Source organism: Rhodococcus sp. Z13 (assembly GCF_025837095.1).
Lineage (GTDB): Bacteria > Actinomycetota > Actinomycetes > Mycobacteriales > Mycobacteriaceae > Rhodococcus > Rhodococcus sacchari.
This window is the reverse complement of sequence record NZ_CP107551.1, coordinates 3060222-3075734: the sequence shown is the minus strand read 5'-3', so window position 1 is coordinate 3075734 and position 15513 is coordinate 3060222. Positions and strand designations below refer to the sequence as shown.

The 15513-nt window shown below is 70.2% G+C and carries 17 protein-coding genes; 10 read left to right on the top strand and 7 right to left on the bottom strand.

The features are described 5' to 3' along the window. Positions 1 to 95 precede the first annotated feature (95 nt). Positions 96 to 170 (bottom strand): 50S ribosomal protein bL37, encoded by a 75-nt coding sequence (locus OED52_RS20810; protein ID WP_022597109.1) that lies wholly within the window; start codon positions 168 to 170, stop codon positions 96 to 98. Between the two features lie 94 nt (positions 171 to 264). Between OED52_RS20810 and OED52_RS14150 the strand changes: the two genes are divergently transcribed. Beyond that, complete coding sequence (locus OED52_RS14150) at positions 265 to 480, top strand: biotin/lipoyl-binding carrier protein (RefSeq protein WP_264151498.1); 216 nt, start codon at positions 265 to 267, stop codon at positions 478 to 480. Positions 481 to 512: 32 nt separating this feature from the next. Then, complete coding sequence (locus tag OED52_RS14145; RefSeq protein WP_264151497.1) at positions 513 to 1985, top strand: sensor histidine kinase; 1473 nt, start codon at positions 513 to 515, stop codon at positions 1983 to 1985. A gap of 144 nt (positions 1986 to 2129) precedes the next feature. On the opposite strand, the gene OED52_RS14140 is transcribed toward OED52_RS14145, so the two are convergent. Continuing rightward, positions 2130 to 2384, bottom strand: coding sequence for a WhiB family transcriptional regulator (locus tag OED52_RS14140; protein ID WP_132470936.1), 255 nt, complete (start codon positions 2382 to 2384; stop codon positions 2130 to 2132). Between the two features lie 275 nt (positions 2385 to 2659). After that, complete coding sequence (locus OED52_RS14135) at positions 2660 to 3610, bottom strand: diacylglycerol/lipid kinase family protein (protein WP_264151496.1); 951 nt, start codon at positions 3608 to 3610, stop codon at positions 2660 to 2662. Between the two features lie 47 nt (positions 3611 to 3657). Between OED52_RS14135 and OED52_RS14130 the strand changes: the two genes are divergently transcribed. Continuing rightward, entirely contained in the window at positions 3658 to 4083 is a 426-nt protein-coding gene (locus OED52_RS14130) for a hypothetical protein (RefSeq protein WP_264151495.1), read from the top strand. Positions 4084 to 4112: 29 nt separating this feature from the next. Here OED52_RS14130 and OED52_RS14125 read toward each other — a convergent pair whose 3' ends face one another. Beyond that, a complete protein-coding gene (locus OED52_RS14125) occupies positions 4113 to 4613 on the bottom strand; it encodes a GNAT family N-acetyltransferase (RefSeq protein ID WP_264151494.1) in 501 nt (166 codons plus the stop codon). A gap of 110 nt (positions 4614 to 4723) precedes the next feature. Here OED52_RS14125 and OED52_RS14120 point away from each other — a divergent pair, with 110 nt between their 5' ends. Further along, positions 4724 to 5524 carry a ParA family protein gene (locus OED52_RS14120; protein ID WP_264151493.1) on the top strand — a complete coding sequence of 267 codons (801 nt, stop codon included), beginning with the start codon at positions 4724 to 4726 and terminating at the stop codon, positions 5522 to 5524. Positions 5525 to 5547: 23 nt separating this feature from the next. Here the strand turns inward: OED52_RS14120 and OED52_RS14115 are convergent, their stop codons facing one another. Further along, a complete protein-coding gene (locus OED52_RS14115) occupies positions 5548 to 6771 on the bottom strand; it encodes an Rv3212 family protein (RefSeq protein WP_264151492.1) in 1224 nt (407 codons plus the stop codon). A gap of 4 nt (positions 6772 to 6775) precedes the next feature. After that, positions 6776 to 8449 carry a DEAD/DEAH box helicase gene (locus OED52_RS14110; protein WP_264151491.1) on the bottom strand — a complete coding sequence of 558 codons (1674 nt, stop codon included), beginning with the start codon at positions 8447 to 8449 and terminating at the stop codon, positions 6776 to 6778. Between the two features lie 206 nt (positions 8450 to 8655). On the opposite strand from OED52_RS14110, the gene OED52_RS14105 reads away from it, so the two are divergent. After that, positions 8656 to 9369, top strand: coding sequence for a ferritin-like domain-containing protein (locus OED52_RS14105; protein WP_264151490.1), 714 nt, complete (start codon positions 8656 to 8658; stop codon positions 9367 to 9369). Positions 9370 to 9424: 55 nt separating this feature from the next. Continuing rightward, positions 9425 to 9655, top strand: coding sequence for a DUF3107 domain-containing protein (locus OED52_RS14100; RefSeq protein ID WP_264151489.1), 231 nt, complete (start codon positions 9425 to 9427; stop codon positions 9653 to 9655). 105 nt (positions 9656 to 9760) lie between these two features. Here OED52_RS14100 and OED52_RS14095 read toward each other — a convergent pair whose 3' ends face one another. Continuing rightward, positions 9761 to 10420, bottom strand: coding sequence for a TetR/AcrR family transcriptional regulator (locus OED52_RS14095; protein WP_264151488.1), 660 nt, complete (start codon positions 10418 to 10420; stop codon positions 9761 to 9763). A gap of 215 nt (positions 10421 to 10635) precedes the next feature. Here OED52_RS14095 and OED52_RS14090 point away from each other — a divergent pair, with 215 nt between their 5' ends. The 4 genes from OED52_RS14090 (at position 10636) to OED52_RS14075 (ending at position 15499) form a co-directional block, all read left to right on the top strand. Further along, positions 10636 to 11619: a DUF3152 domain-containing protein gene (locus tag OED52_RS14090; protein ID WP_264151487.1), complete on the top strand. Its 984-nt coding sequence runs from the start codon at positions 10636 to 10638 to the stop codon at positions 11617 to 11619. An 87-nt stretch (positions 11620 to 11706) separates the two neighbouring features. Continuing rightward, entirely contained in the window at positions 11707 to 12903 is a 1197-nt protein-coding gene (gene moeZ, locus OED52_RS14085) for an adenylyltransferase/sulfurtransferase MoeZ (protein ID WP_264151486.1), read from the top strand. Between the two features lie 129 nt (positions 12904 to 13032). Beyond that, positions 13033 to 13887 (top strand): TIGR02569 family protein, encoded by an 855-nt coding sequence (locus OED52_RS14080; RefSeq protein WP_264151485.1) that lies wholly within the window; start codon positions 13033 to 13035, stop codon positions 13885 to 13887. 148 nt (positions 13888 to 14035) lie between these two features. After that, entirely contained in the window at positions 14036 to 15499 is a 1464-nt protein-coding gene (locus tag OED52_RS14075) for a nitrate/nitrite transporter (protein ID WP_264151484.1), read from the top strand. Positions 15500 to 15513: the final 14 nt, after the last annotated feature.

Sequence of the window (15513 nt, the reverse complement as noted above, 5' to 3'; positions counted from 1 at the left end):
GAGTCCTCGTCGCTCGGACCGGCCGGCCGGTGCGCCGACCCCGTACATGCATCAGGGGCCGGAGAGCTGCTGCTCTCCGGCCCCTGACGTGCGTCTCAGGCGTTGGGACGCTTGCCGTGGTTCGCGGCGTTGCCCTTGCGGCTGCGCTTCTTGCGGCCTCGCTTGCCCATGGTGGGTTCTCCTTTCTGTTTCATTACAGTGTTTCACGTGCGGTCGAGGGGTCCTGTCGGCAGGTCCACCGCCGAGGGCGAAACGAGGTGTTCGATGGCAGAGGATGTGCGCGCGGAGATGGTATCGACCGTGTTCGAGGTCGTGGTGCGCGAGGGCGACGTGGTGGCCGAGGGCGACACGCTCGTCGTCCTCGAATCCATGAAGATGGAGATCCCCGTGCTCGCGGAATCCGCCGGAACGGTGACCTCGGTGGCGGTCACGGTCGGCGACGTCATCCAGCAGGGTGACCTGATCGCGGTCATCTCCTGAGCGGCCCGCTCCTGATCACGAAGGCGTTGACGGTGTCCACACTCAGCTCGCTGCTCGCGAAGTACACGGATCTGCCGGGAGCCGCTGTCGATCATCTGCAGAGGGTGGTGGGCGAGTGGCAGCTGCTCGCCGACCTGTCGTTCGCCGACGTCCTCCTGTGGGTCGACGCGGCACCCAACGGGATCGTGTGTGTCGCGCAGTGCCGCCCCACCACGGCCTCCACGGTCATCCCCGAGGACGCCGTCGGCACCCTCGTGTCCGACGACGAACATCCTTACGTGCGAAAGGCTTTCGAGACAGGCGAGATCGTCACCGCGAGCCCGGCCTCCGGCGACGGCATCAACACCCGGCAGGGTGTGCCGGTGCGCTGGGACGGACGGGTGGTGGCCGTGCTCAGCCGCGACGCCGCCCGGGTCTCGCGCCGCTCCGCCAGTGCCCTCGAGACCGCCTACCTCGAATGCGCCGACGATCTGTACCAGATGATCAGCGAGGGCACCTTCCCGACGCCGGAGGCCCGCTCGGACACCAAGTCCAGCCCCCGTGCCGGCGACGGTTTCATCCGCCTGGACCGGCAGGGCCGCGTCGTCTACGCCAGCCCCAACGCACTGTCCGCCTACCACCGGATGGGCCTGAACTCCGATCTCATCGGCCAGGACCTCGTGGAGACCACCGGTGCGCTGGTCACCGACCCGTTCGAGAGCCGCGACGTCATCGAGTACCTCCGCGGCGCCGTGGAGGGCCGGCTGGGACAGCGCATGGAGGTCGAGGCGCGCGGCGCGACCGTGCTGATCCGCGCCCTGGTCCTGGTGCCGCGCGGCCGGATCGAGGGAGCCGCGGTGATCGTCCGCGACGTCACCGAGGTCAAGCGCCGCGACCGCGCCCTGCTGAGCAAGGACGCGACGATCCGCGAGATCCACCACCGGGTCAAGAACAACCTCCAGACCGTCGCGGCGCTGCTGCGGCTGCAGGCGCGCCGCACCGGCAACGAGGAGGCGCGGCAGGCGCTCGGTGAGGCGGTGCGGCGGGTGACGTCCATCGCGCTCGTGCACGAAGCGTTGTCGATGTCGGTGGACGAGGAGGTCGACCTCGACGGGGTCTTCGATCAGCTGATCCCGATCGTCGTGGACGTCTCGACGGTGGGCAGCCAGATCCGTGTCGAGCGCGTCGGCAAGCTCGGGGTGTTCCCCGCCGACCGCGCCACCCCGCTGGTGATGGTGCTGACCGAGCTCGTCCAGAACGCCGTCGAGCACGCCTTCGAGCCGGGCACCGACGGGACGGTCACCGTCAACGCGCAGCGCTCGGCCCGCATGCTCGACGTCGTGGTCCGCGACGAGGGCAAGGGGCTGCCGGAGGGGTTCAGTCTCGAGTCGTCGAACCGGCTCGGTCTGCAGATCGTGCGCACGCTCGTCGCCGCCGAACTCGGTGGGTCGCTGGAGCTGACCTCCAACGAGAAGGGCGGCACCGACGCGCGGCTGCGGCTGCCGCTGGGCAAGGTCGCGAATTGAGCGCTCGGCGCGGGCTCTGCCGGTAGGGCCCTCCTGGCATGGCCTTTCCGGCCGGGTCCTACCGGCAGACACTGCCACCGGACATGCACGAAGGCCCGGCTCCGAGGGGGAGCCGGGCCTTCGGTGTTGCGTGAAGCGTGTTTCCTAGACCGCGGTGCGGGCCCGGGTGCGGGCGTTGCGGCGCTTGAGGGCGCGACGCTCGTCCTCGCTCATACCACCCCAGACGCCGGCGTCCTGGCCGGACTCGAGAGCCCAGGACAGGCATTCGGTGGTGACAGGGCAGCGGTTGCACACGAGCTTGGCATCGGCGATCTGCGCGAGGGCCGGGCCGCTGTTCCCCACGGGGAAGAACAGTTCCGGATCCTCGTCGCGGCAGATGGCCTTGTGGCGCCAGTCCATGCTTCTACTCTCCTTCGATGGTGCGTGTGCACCGGCTGAATGGTCATTGCGTGTTCACGCCTGCGGCGCGGAGTATTTCCGCGCGGTTACTTGTGAATGCTTTCACGAACGAGCGAGTAGTCAATAGAATCGACCATGATCGTGGGGAAGCTCACGCTCGGGTGTGTCCCTGTTCGCCGGTCCTCGGGTCGTGCGGATTCTGCGACGAGAAGGTAACCGCAGTCGCAGAATCCGCGGTCACGGAATTCGGGCAGTGGAGTTCCGGCGCCGCGGGATCACTCCGGTCGGATCCCGGACGCGACGACATCCAGTATCGAGGGTACGGCGAGAAACTCCACTTCGGAACGGAGTCCGAGATAGTCACCGTCGACCTGGAGGCCGATGGGGTGCGATGCCCGCGCGTGCACACGCGCGATGTCGTCCGCACGCACCAGATGTGGCGATGCCGGTTCGCCGTGGGTGGCCAGGAGCTGCCGGACCACCCGCAGGCTCGGAACCACCCGCATGGTCGTCATGGCGAACACGCCCAGCCCGGTGTCGAAGGAGGTGCCGGGATTGGTGTGGACGGGGCGCGACTCGAGATAGGTCCACGGACTCGAGTTCGACACGAAGGCGTAATGCACCCCGGTGACCGGCTCACGGCCGGGCATCTCGAGCGTCAGGGTGGGTTCGGCGCGCTTCGCGGCGAAGAACCGGGCGACGGCGTGACGCACGTACCGGGCCGTGGTGACCTTCCGGCCCAGCGCGCGGCTCCGGTCGATGGCCTCGCACACCTGCGCGTCGAGGCCCAGGCCGGCGTTGAAGGTGAACCAGCGGCCGTCGCAGTGTCCGAGACCGATGCGCACCGAGGTGCCGTCCTGCAGCAACTCGAGCACCTGGGCGGTCGCCTCGAGCGGGTCGGCGGAGATGCCCAGCGAGCGGGCGAAGACGTTCGCCGAACCACCCGGCACCACCGCCAGCCGCGGCAGGGTGGGATCGGCGACCCGCTCGGGGGAGGGGCCGAGCAGGCCGTTGACGATCTCGTTCACGGTGCCGTCGCCGCCGTGTGCGACGATCACGTCCATCCCGTCGGCGTGCGCGGAGCGGGCCAGCTCCGCGGCGTGACCGCGGTGGGTGGTGTGGGCCACCGTCAGCGCCAGACTGCCCTTCAACGCGTGAACGAGCCGGTCGCGACCGGCCGGGGTGGTCGTCGTCGCATTCGGGTTCACGATCAGCAGGGCGCGCACGGAACATCAGCCTAAGTGCTGGCCGATCGGTCCACTACGCTGGACTGGTGCCTCTCGAAACACCTCGCAGCAGTGTTCCGTCGACCGTCCGCGCCGCGGGCTGGCTCGTCGTCTTCGAAGGTGTGGTCGCGATCGGCTTCGCGATCTACTCGGTGATCCGCGCCGCGTCGGGTCACTACGACCAGTCCGTGACGAACGGCTACGGGCTCGCGTTGTGGCTGACGATCCTGTTCGGCGGCGTGCTGGCCGCCGGCATCGCCCTCGTGCGCGGGGTGCGCTGGGGCCGCTCCGTGGCCGTACTGGCGCAGCTGCTCCTGCTGCCGGTGGTGTGGGCGCTGCTGACCGACTCGCACCAGCCCGTCCTCGGTGTGCTGCTCGCGCTCGTGGTGGTGCCGACCCTCGTGCTGCTGTTCAGCCCGCCCACGACGCGCTGGCTGGCACGCGAGTACGCCCCCGACGCCGATGAGGAGTGATCCCGGCGGCGTGCGGGGGTGAGGGACGTTCAGGCGGTGACGCCGGCGCCGCCGAGTGCCTGCAGCGCGTCGCCCGACAGGCGGAAGGTCGTCCACTCGTCCTGCGGCACGGCACCGAGCGACCGGTAGAAACCTATGGACGGAGTGTTCCAGTCCAGCACGGACCAGCTCAGGCGGGTGTAACCGCGCTCCACGCACTCCTGCGCCAGCGCCGCCAGCAGGGCCCGGCCGTGCCCCTTGCCGCGGTGCTCGGGACGGACGTAGAGGTCCTCGAGGTAGATCCCGTGCACCCCGTCCCAGGTCGAGAAGTTCCGGAACCACAGCGCCACCCCGACCACCCGCGCCGGGGCGCCGCCCGTGGCGGGTTCCTCGGCGACGTGCGCGAACACCGACGGTTCGGGACCGAACAAGGCGTCGTGGATCTGCTGCGGGACCACCGTGCACTCGTGCCGGGCCTTCTCGTACTCGGCCAGGTCGTAGACCAACCCGGTGATGGCCTCGACGTCCTCGGGGGTGGCCCTGCGGATCACGACGTGTTCCTCCTGCTGGACGGGATGTCGATCTGGAAGGGCGGGGTGATGCTCCCCACCCTGGGACGTTCCTCTCGCACCGAGCCGTCGAGTACGCGAGGATCGAACCCGTGACAACGGTACTTGCGGTGGCAAATCAGAAGGGTGGCGTCGCCAAGACGACCACCGTCGCGTCGTTGGGCGCCGCATTGTCGGCCCTCGGCCGTCGGGTGCTCGTCGTCGACCTCGACCCCCAGGGATGTCTGACCTTCTCCCTCGGCCACAACCCCGACAGACTCGAACGATCCGTGCACGAGGTGCTCCTCGGCGAGGCCGAGGCCAAGGACGTGCTGCTCGACACCGAGGAGGGGATGTCGCTGCTGCCGGCGACCATCGACCTCGCCGGGGCCGAGGCGATGCTGCTCATGAAGCCGGGCCGCGAATACGCCCTGAAACGGGCCCTGGCGACGCTCGAGGGCGCCTTCGACGTCATCGTGGTGGACTGCCCGCCCTCACTGGGTGTTCTCACGCTCAACGGGCTCACAGCCGCGCATTCGGTGCTCGTGCCGCTGCAGTGCGAGACCCTCGCGCACCGCGGGGTGGGGCAGTTGCTCCGCACCGTGAGGGAGGTCAAGCAGATCACCAACCCCGATCTGGACCTGCTGGGCGCGCTGCCCACGCTCTACGACTCGCGGACCACCCACAGCCGGGACGTGCTCGCCGACGTCTCCGACCGCTACGACCTGCCGGTGCTGTCCCCGCCGATCCCGCGCACGGTCCGCTTCGCCGAGGCGTCGGCCTCGGGCGCGACGGTGCTGGCGGGCCGTAGGAACAAGGGGGCCGAGGCGTACCGGGAACTGGCCCGGAACCTCGTCGGCTACTGGTCGGGGGAGTCGGAGCTCGAGGTGCTGGATCAGCTGATCACGGAGTGAGATGAGGTGTCGGCCCTGATCCGTCAGGGACGGCGCAGGGCCACGACCTCGTCGCCGCGCTGCTCGAGCACCAGCTCCCCGGCAACCGTCACGGACACCGGATCCTCGCCGGCTGCGTCGCGAGCGACCTCGACGCGCCGGTCGACGGCACCGGTGGCCGGGTCGACCGCCAGCAGCGCCCCCTCGACAGGCAGCAGCAGCGACCCCGCCACGACGTCGCCCTCGCCCAGCGTGCCGGGCACGGTCCACAGCGGCCGGGTGTCGGTGGGGGACAGGCCGACGGTGTCCGTGCCGGTCCACCACACCAGCACCCCGGCGAGTTCGCGCGCGACCGTGTCGGCGTCGCTCGCGGGGGACCGCAGGTCGTGGACGTCGACGAGCGCACCGTCCTCGTCGTAGGTGCCGATACGCGGCCCGGAGGCCCCGACCGGGGGCAGATAGACCACTGTGAGGTCGCCGCTCACGGAGACGATGCGGGCGCCGCTGCCCCGGGGAGCCTCGGGCAGCACCGAGGACGCGAACTCCTGGGGCTTCTGACTGTCGTCGGGGACCGGATCGAGCAGGGTGAGACGGTTCGCCGCCTCGCCCTCGCACTGCTCGAGCACCGCCAGTACGGTGCCGCTCGCCGCCGCCGACAGCAGTTCGCAGTCGGCGCGCGGCTGGGCGTTCGGATTCACCGGGGCGTCCACCCGCCCGTACTCCACGGTGCGCACCAGATCGGAACGCCACATCTCGAGCCGGGTGTCGCCGAAGGCGATCAGGTGGGAGCCGGCGTCGACGAGCCGGATCGGATCGTCGGCATCGCTGGAGCGTTGCGCCCCGCGTGCCCCGCTCCCCGCCTCGAGGGAGGTGACCTGCCCGCACCCGCGCGGGTCGTGGTAGACGGACACCACGTCGCCCCACGACTCGACGGCCCCGCACAACGGCCGGTCGCGTTCGTAGCGCCAGCGTTCCTTCCCGGAGGCGGGATCGCGGCCGATCACCGTACCGCCGTCGGCGGTCGCGACGGTCGCGCCCGCGAGGATCGGGCGGGTCGACGCCGCACTGGGTGCCCGCCACGCCTCCTCGAGGGCCGAAGGCGGCGATCCCGCCGCGGTCAGGCCCGGGACGGGTTCGTCCCAGGTGATGGAGGTGGTGCCCCGCGCGTCCGACCGGAACCAGACGACACTCGCCGCCACCAGGACGGTGGCGACGAGTGCGAGTGCGACCAGCAGGTCGGTGCGTGTACGGCGCTCGGGTGCGAGCACGCGGCTACTGAGCGGCGGAGGTCGAGACCGTCTCCGTGCTCGACGTGTCCTTCTGGCCGGCGGCGTCCCCACCCGAACGGGTGCGACGGCGGCGACGGCGGCGACGTGCCGGAGCCGCGGCGGCGTCCCCACCCGCGGCGGCCGGCTTCTCGGCAGAAGCCTCGGACGCCTTGGCTTCGGATGCCTCGGTCTCGGAGGACCCGGCCTCGGTGGTCCCGGCGGCGTTCTCGGTGCCGGCGACTTCCTTGCCGCGCACGGTGCGGCGGCGGGTCCGGTTGCGGCGCGGCTTCGAGCCGTCCTCACGCTTGGGTCGCTCGCGGGACTCGCCCTCGGCGGCGGCCGGGGCCGCCTTGCGGACACGACCGGTCGCGCCCTCGGGGATGTTCAGGTCCTCGTACAGGTGCGGCGAGCTCGAATAGGTCTCCACCGGCTCCGGGAAGCCCAGATCCAGGGCCTTGTCGATGAGCTGCCAACGCGGCACGTCGTCCCAGTCGACGAGGGTGATCGCGGTGCCGGTGCGTCCCGCGCGGCCGGTGCGGCCGATGCGGTGCACGTAGGTCTTCTCGTCCTCCGGGCACTGGTAGTTGATGACGTGGGTGACGTCGTCGATGTCGATGCCGCGCGCGGCGACGTCGGTGGCGACGAGCACGTCGATCTTGCCGGCGCGGAACCGGTCGAGTGCCTTCTCACGGGCGATCTGACCGAGGTCGCCGTGCACGGCGCCGCACGCGAAGCCGCGCTCGACGAGATCGTCGGCGACCTTCTGCGCGGTGCGCTTGGTGCGGGTGAAGATCATCGTGGCGCCGCGGCCCTCGGCCTGCAGCACGCGGGCGACGAGCTCGGCCTTGTCGAGGGCGTGCGCCCGGTAGACGAGCTGGTTGGTGCGCTCGTGCACCGCGGACGACTCCGGCTCCTCGGCGCGGATGTGCGTCGGGCGGTTCAGGAACGTCCGGGCGAGCGTGATGATCGGGCCGGGCATGGTCGCCGAGAACAGCATCGTCTGACGCCGCTCGGGCACCATCGTGAGGATGCGCTCGATGTCCGGCAGGAAGCCGAGATCGAGCATCTCGTCGGCCTCGTCCATGACGAGCACGCCGATCTTGCCCAGGATCAGGTGGCCCTGGTTGGCGAGGTCGAGCAGGCGGCCGGGGGTGCCGACGACGACGTCGACGCCCTTCTTCAGCTCGTCGATCTGCTGCTCGTAGGGGCGGCCACCGTAGATCGACAGCACCTCGAGGCCGGACTTGCGGCTGCCGGGCAGGTACTTCGAGGCGTTCACCAGATCGCCTGCGACCTGGATGCACAGCTCGCGGGTGGGGACGATCACGAGGGCACGCGGGGTGCCGTCGAGGGTGGTCGTGCCGGAACCCTCGGTGGCGATGCGGTGCAGCAGCGGCACACCGAAGCCGAAGGTCTTGCCCATGCCCGTGCGGGCCTGACCGATGAGGTCGTCGCCGGCGAGGGCGAGGGGCAGGGTGAGTTCCTGGATCGCGAAGGTGCGTTCGATCCCGACCTCGGCGAGGGCGCGGACGATCTCGTCGCGGACGCCGAGTTCGCCGAAGGTGGGAGCGATGTGGGTGGAGTCGAGTTGCGCGGAGACGGTCGTCTCGGTCGCGTCGTCTTCGTGGTCGACGGTGATCTTGCTCAGGGGTCTGGCCTTCCTGGTCTCGGCACGCACGCACGAGGGGGAAAGGCGACCGGCCTGCACCTCAGCGCGAGCGGTATCGACCAGGCTCGGCGAAGCGCGGCAGCGATACGCAGTTCGGGTGCGCGCACATCATCTGGGAAGCTCGCGGGCCACTGTCGGCGGCTCGAAGCGCGGGCTCCTCTGACCATTGTACCGGTTCCAGCGCATTCCACGAGGTGGTACTACGCTTCGTCGTCATGGGAGCCGAAACGTCGCCGTCCACAGCAGAACCCGGCCGGGCGCAGGAGGGGGCCCCGGCCCCGGCCGTCCCCGCCGACCATCCCGGTGTCTCCGAACTGTTCGCCGTCCTCGCCTACGGCGAGATCTCGGCCTTCTACCGGCTCGCCGAGGACGCCCGCTTCTCCCCGTCGCTGCGGGGCCGGGTCGCGCTCGCGAGCATGGCCGCCGCCGAGATGAGCCACTTCGAGACGCTGCACACCGCCCTCGAGGCGCGCGGCGTGGAGATCTACGCGGCGATGGAGCCCTACCGCAAGGCCCTCGACGCCTATCACGCCTCCACCACGCCCTCCACCTGGATGGAGGTGCTGGTCAAGGCCTTCGTCGGCGACGGTATCGCCGCCGACTTCTACTGCGAGATCGCCGACATGCTCGCCCCCGAGGTCGCCTCGGTGGTGCGGGAGGTGCTCGCGGAGACCGGCCACTCCGAGTTCGTGGTGCACGAGGTGCGGGAGGTCGTCGAACGCAGCCCGCTGCAGAAGGACCGCCTCATGCTGTGGGGCCGGCGTCTCCTCGGTGAGGCCATCACCCAGGCGCAGTACGTCCTCGCGCAGAACGAGGAACTCGCCGAACTGGTGATTCTCGCCTCCGGTGACCTGAGCAACATCGCGGCGCTGTTCGATCGCATGCAGGTCGAGCACGCCAAGCGGATGTCGGTGCTCGGACTGCACTAGCCTGAGGCGGACAGCAGTACACGTATTCCTGCAGCAGGAGATTCGGAGGTCCATCGTGGAGGTCAAGATCGGCGTCGCGGACAGCCCGCGCGAAGTCCTCGTCGTCAGCGACCAGACGCCCGACGAGGTGGAGAAGCTCGTGCGGGACGCGCTCAACGGCGCCAACGACGGCATCCTCTCCCTCGTCGACGAGAAGGGCCGCAAGGTCATCGTGCAGGCCTCGAAGATCAGCTACGTCGACATCGGACCGGCCACCGCCGGCCGCGTCGGATTCGCCGCGATCTGACATCGACGAAGAAGGCGACGGGCCGGGGCTTCCGCAGCCCCGGCCCCTCGTCGTTCGTGCAGCAGTCGTTCGTGCAGCGGTACTGCTCGCGTACGGAGGCGACGCTCAGCGGCGTTGCAGCTCCGGCTGCAGCGGCACGTGCTTGAGTCCGCCCCACGCGAGCGCCACCGTCGTGTCGACGGCGTCCTCCTTCGGGATCGGCCGGGCGGCGTCGAGCCAGTAGCGGGCGGTGAACTGGCTGGTGCCCACCAGACCCACCGCGAGGATGCGAGCACGATAGGGATCCAGGCCCGAGTCGTGGCTGACCAGGTCGAAGACGGCGTCGACGCACGCCTCGGTGGCCTGTTCGACGCGGCGGGAGACCTGCGGCTCGCCCATCAGATCGGATTCGAACACCAGCCGGAAGCCCTGGCTGTCGTTGTCGACGAAGTCGAAGAAGGCCTGCACGGCGGCACGCACGCGCTGACGGTTGTCGGTGGTCGAGCGCAGGGCCTGACGCACGCCGTTGATGAGCGTGTCCACGTAGTTCTGCAGCACCGCGCAGTACAGCTCGAGCTTGCCGGGGAAGTGCTGGTACAGCACCGGCTTGCTCACACCCGCGCACTCGGCGATCTCGTCCATGCCTGCCGCGTGGTAGCCGCGGGTGACGAACACCTCGCTGGCGGCCTCGAGCAACTGGGCGCGACGCTCGTCACGTGGCATCCGGGCACCCCGCCTACCGTTGGCGGCTCCGCGGCCGGATGCTCGTTCGGTGACGTCGGTCATTCCTGCTCCCAATCTGCACTGTCCCCGCCAGTGGCCCGTGCCACCTCGGTGGTCGTCGTCCCTGCAGATTACAGGTGAACCGGCCTGTCGAGCGGATCGGGCTACCGACCGGTATCCGTTCTTCACCGGCGGGTGACGGGGCACACGAACGGGCGAGCCGGATATCGAAACGGTCTCGATGTGACATTCTGGCTTCCGTGATCGACCGAGGAGGAGTGCGCGAGAGCAGGGGCCCGCGAGGATCTTCCCCGGGACGCCGGTCGTACCAGCCGCTGCGAGCCCTGTGGGATCCCGTCGGCGGCGAGGACCGCCCGCCCCGGCGCCCGCGGCCCGAGCGGGACGTCCGCCGCCCGACGCGCCTGGGACGGTTCGTCGCCACCTACGGATGGCGGGCCTACGCGGTGCCGATCCTCACCGTCGTCACCCTCGTGGTCCTGTGGGACGCGGTGCGCAGCTCCGGCACACCCGACGACGTCGAGCCGACGGCCCAGGTCCCCGTCGAGGTCACCGAGATCGTCGCCGAGGCACCCCGCGCCGACGGCACCTTCCCCGAGTCCCTCGAATCGGGCGCACTGCCGGACGGCGGCCCGTTCACCGAGACCGGCGCCCGCGAGTGGCGCGTGCTGCCCGGCACCACCGAACAGGTCGGGACGGGGGAGAACCGCGTGTTCACCTACACCGTCGAGGTGGAGAACGGCATCGACACCACCCCCTACGGTGGCGACGCGGCGTTCGCGTCGATGGTCGACAGCACCCTGGCGGATCCGCGCAGCTGGATCGGCGACCGCGGGCTGGCCTTCCGCCGCGTCGACGGCGGCGACCCCGACTTCCGGATCTCCCTGACCTCCCAGATGACCATCCGCGAGGGCTGCGGCTACGACATCCCGCTCGAGGGGTCGTGCTTCAACCCGTCGATGGACCGGGTGCTGCTCAACGAGGCCCGCTGGGTCCGCGGGGCGGTCGCGTTCCAGGGCGACATCGGCTCCTACCGCCAGTACCTGATCAACCACGAGGTCGGTCACGCGATCGGCCTGGCGCAGCACGAGGCGTGCACCACCGGCGACGGCCTGGCGCCGATCATGATGCAGCAGACCTTCGGCACCGCCAACGACGACATCCACCGGCTCGACCCGGACGGTGCCGTCCCGGCGGACGGTCTGCGGTGCCGCTTCAACCCCTGGCCGTATCCCCGGGCCTGACCTCCGGCGAGGGTCACCGGCTGGGAGACGTGGGTCACCGGATGGGAGAATGGGCGGTGCCGTAGCCGGACCGCGACAGGAGACCCCGTGACCGCACCGACACCGTTGGACCGACGTTCGCTTCCGCCGCTGGTGGAGCCCGCAGCGGAACTCGGTCACGACGAGGTCGCCCGGTACAGCCGGCACCTGATCATCCCGAACGTCGGGGTCACCGGGCAGCGGCGGCTGAAGAACGCGAGGGTGCTGTGCATCGGTGCGGGCGGCCTGGGATCCCCGGCGCTGCTCTATCTCGCCGCCGCCGGGGTGGGCACCATCGGGATCGTCGAGTTCGACGAGGTGGAGACCTCCAACCTGCAGCGCCAGATCATCCACGGCCGCGACGACGTCGGCCGGTCCAAGGGGGAGAGCGCCCGCGACAGCATCCTGGCGATCAACGACCGTGTCACCGTGCGGCTGCACGAGACCCGGCTCGACTCGGGCAACGCGGTGCAGCTGTTCGAGCAGTACGACCTGATCCTCGACGGCACCGACAACTTCGCGACCCGCTATCTCGTCAACGACGCCGCGGTCCTCGCCGGCAAGCCCTACGTGTGGGGCTCGATCTTCCGCTTCGAGGGGCAGCTGTCGGTCTTCTGGGAGGACGCCCCCGACGGCCGCGGCCTGAACTACCGCGACCTGTACCCCGAGGCGCCGCCGCCGGGCATGGTCCCGTCCTGCGCCGAGGGCGGGGTCCTCGGCGTGCTGCCGGGCACCATCGGCACCCTCATGGCCACCGAGGCCGTCAAGCTCGTCACCGGCATCGGTGAGCCGCTGCTGGGGCGGCTGATGATCTACGACGCGCTGGCGATGAACTTCCGCACCGTGACCCTGCGACGCGATCCCGGGCGGGTGCCCGTCACCGAACTCGTCGACTACGAGGCGTTCTGCGGCATCGCTCCCGCCGACGACACCGCGGCGGCGCAGAAGGCGATCACCCCCACCGAGCTGCGGCGCATGCTCGACGAGGGCCGCGACCTCGCGTTGATCGACGTCCGCGAACCGGTGGAGTGGGACATCGTCCGCATCGACGGCGCCCGCCTTGTGCCGAAGGGCCGCATCCTGTCCGGTGAGGCGCTCGCCGAGCTGCCGCAGAACACCCCCATCGTGCTGTACTGCAAGACCGGCATCCGCTCCGCCGAGGCCCTCGAGGTGCTCACCCGGGCCGGTTTCGCCGACGCGACGCACCTGCACGGTGGTGTGATCGCCTGGGCGCAGCAGGTGGATCCCTCGCTGCCCGTCTACTGAGCTTCCCGGCACCGACGCCGGGATGTGAGTGCGAACCGTGGGGCCGATGCCCGACGGAGACCTCGTTGTGACCTGAAACAGCGGAGTGCCTTCCCGGTTCGCGCGGTGTCCGGCGGTACCGTGAGGCGCGTGAGCTCACTCGAACCCCCGCAGCACGTGTGCTCCACATTCGGTCTCCGCGACGTCGAACCGGTCCCGCTCGGACCCGACTGGGACGGAGGGTTCCGATGTGGGGACGTCGTCCTGTCCCGCGTCGCCGATCACGCCCGCGCGGCCTGGTCCGCCAAGGTGCGGGAGACCCTCACCGTCGACGGGGTGCGACTCGCGCGGCCGGTGAGATCCACGGACGGCCGTTACGTCGTGTCCGGCTGGCGTGCGGACACCTACATCGTCGGCACCTCCGAGCCCCGGCACGACGAGGTCGTGTCGCTGTCGCTGCGGCTGCATGCCGCCACCGCGCAGCTCGAACGGCCCCGTTTCCTCATGCAGCCGCCGGTCGCGCCGTGGGAGGACGTCGATGTCTTCGTCGCCGCCGACCGCGCCGCCTGGGAGACCGTGCCGCTGCGCAGCGCCCGCGCTGCCGGTGCGCCCGAGACGACGACCCCCGACGGCCGCAAGAGCCTCGACCTGATCAACCAGCTCGCGACCTTCCGCAAGCCCGTGCACCTGCCCGACCAGCTGGTGCACGGCGACCTGTTCGGCACGGTGCTGTTCGCCGGCCGTGCCGCCCCGGGGCTGACCGACATCACTCCCTACTGGCGGCCCGCCGAGTGGGCCGCGGCCGTCGCCGTCGTCGACGCACTGTCCTGGGGTGGTGCCGACGAGGGGCTGATCGCACGCTGGGAGGACCTGCCGGAGTGGCCGCAGATGCTGCTGCGCGCGGTCATCTTCCGGCTCGCGGTGCACGCCCTGCACCCGCGGTCCACCGAGGAGGCGTTCCCGGGACTCGCGCACACCGCCGACCTGGTGCGTTTCCTGCTCTGACGCCCCGCGGGGGCCGGTCCGGTTCTTCCTCACAGGGGACGCGGAGGCAGGGTGAGCAAGTCTTGACGCGGAGGTCACCGCGGGCAGCACCGTAGCAACACCCTTTTCCTACCTTGGGTTCAACACAGACCCGAGGAGGAAGTATCCGATGGCGACTATCGTCGAAAAGGAAAGTCTCCGAGCCAAATTCGTGCGCAAGCACTATATCGAACGCTGGGACGCCGAGGACGTCGAGGCGTGGGAGGCCGGAGGCAAGCAGGTCGCCCGGCGCAACCTGATCTGGTCGGTGATCGCCGAGCACGTCGGTTTCTCGGTGTGGTCGATCTGGTCGGTCATGGTGCTGTTCATGCCCACCGACGTCTACGGCATCGACGCCGCGGGCAAGTTCTTCCTCGTCGCGGTCCCCACGCTCGTCGGATCGCTCCTGCGCATCCCCTACACCGTCGCCACCGCCCGCTTCGGCGGCCGCAACTGGACGGTCTTCAGCGCCCTCGTGCTGCTGGTGCCGACCCTCGGGGCGCTGTACCTGATGCTGAACCCGGGCCACTCCTACACGACCTTCATGCTGGTCGCGGCGCTCGCCGGTGTGGGCGGCGGCAACTTTGCGTCGTCGATGACCAACATCAACGCCTTCTATCCGCAGCGGCTGAAGGGCTGGGCACTCGGCCTCAACGCCGGTGGCGGCAACATCGGTGTGCCGGCCATCCAGCTGATCGGCCTGCTCGTCATCGCCACCGTCGGCAACACCGAACCGTGGATCGTGTGCTCGGTCTACCTGGTGCTCTGCGGCGTCGCCGCCCTCGGTGCGGCCCTGTTCATGGACAACCTCGGCGACCAGAAGGCCGACCTGCGCGTCATGGGACGAGCCCTGAGGTTCCGCGACTCGTGGATCATCTCCTTCCTCTACATCGGCACCTTCGGGTCGTTCATCGGCTTCAGCTTCGCCTTCGGTCAGGTCCTGCAGATCAACTTCCTCGCCGGCGGTGACACCCCCGCCCAGGCCGCCCTGCACGCCGCGCAGATCGCATTCATCGGCCCGCTGCTCGGATCGATCGCCCGCCCGCTCGGCGGCAAGCTCGCCGACCGCATCGGCGGTGGCCGCATCACCCTGTACACCTTCGTCGCCATGACCCTCGCCGCCGGTGTGCTCATCGTCGCCGGCACCCTCGACGACGCCGCGGCCGGTGCTGCGAGCGGCGGCATCCTCGTCGCCATGGTGCTCGGCTTCATCGCCCTGTTCCTGCTGTCCGGCATCGGCAACGGCTCGGTCTACAAGATGATCCCGTCCATCTTCGAGGCCAAGGCCCAGGACCTCGAGGGACTCGACCGCGACGCCAAGGCGGCCTGGTCGCGCAGCATGTCCGGCGCCCTCATCGGCTTCGCCGGCGCCATCGGCGGCCTCGGCGGCGTGGGCATCAACCTCGTCTTCCGCGCCTCCTACGGCGGAGCCGCCCAGTCCGCCACCGCAGCCTTCTGGGTGTTCGCGATCTTCTACGTCGTGTGCATCGCGGTGACCTGGGCGATCTTCCTCCGCCGCCCCGCCGCTCCCGCCCCGGACACCACCCCCGCCGCGGACGCTCCCGCCCGGACCCGCGTCGACCTCACGGTCTGATCGGCCGCACGGCC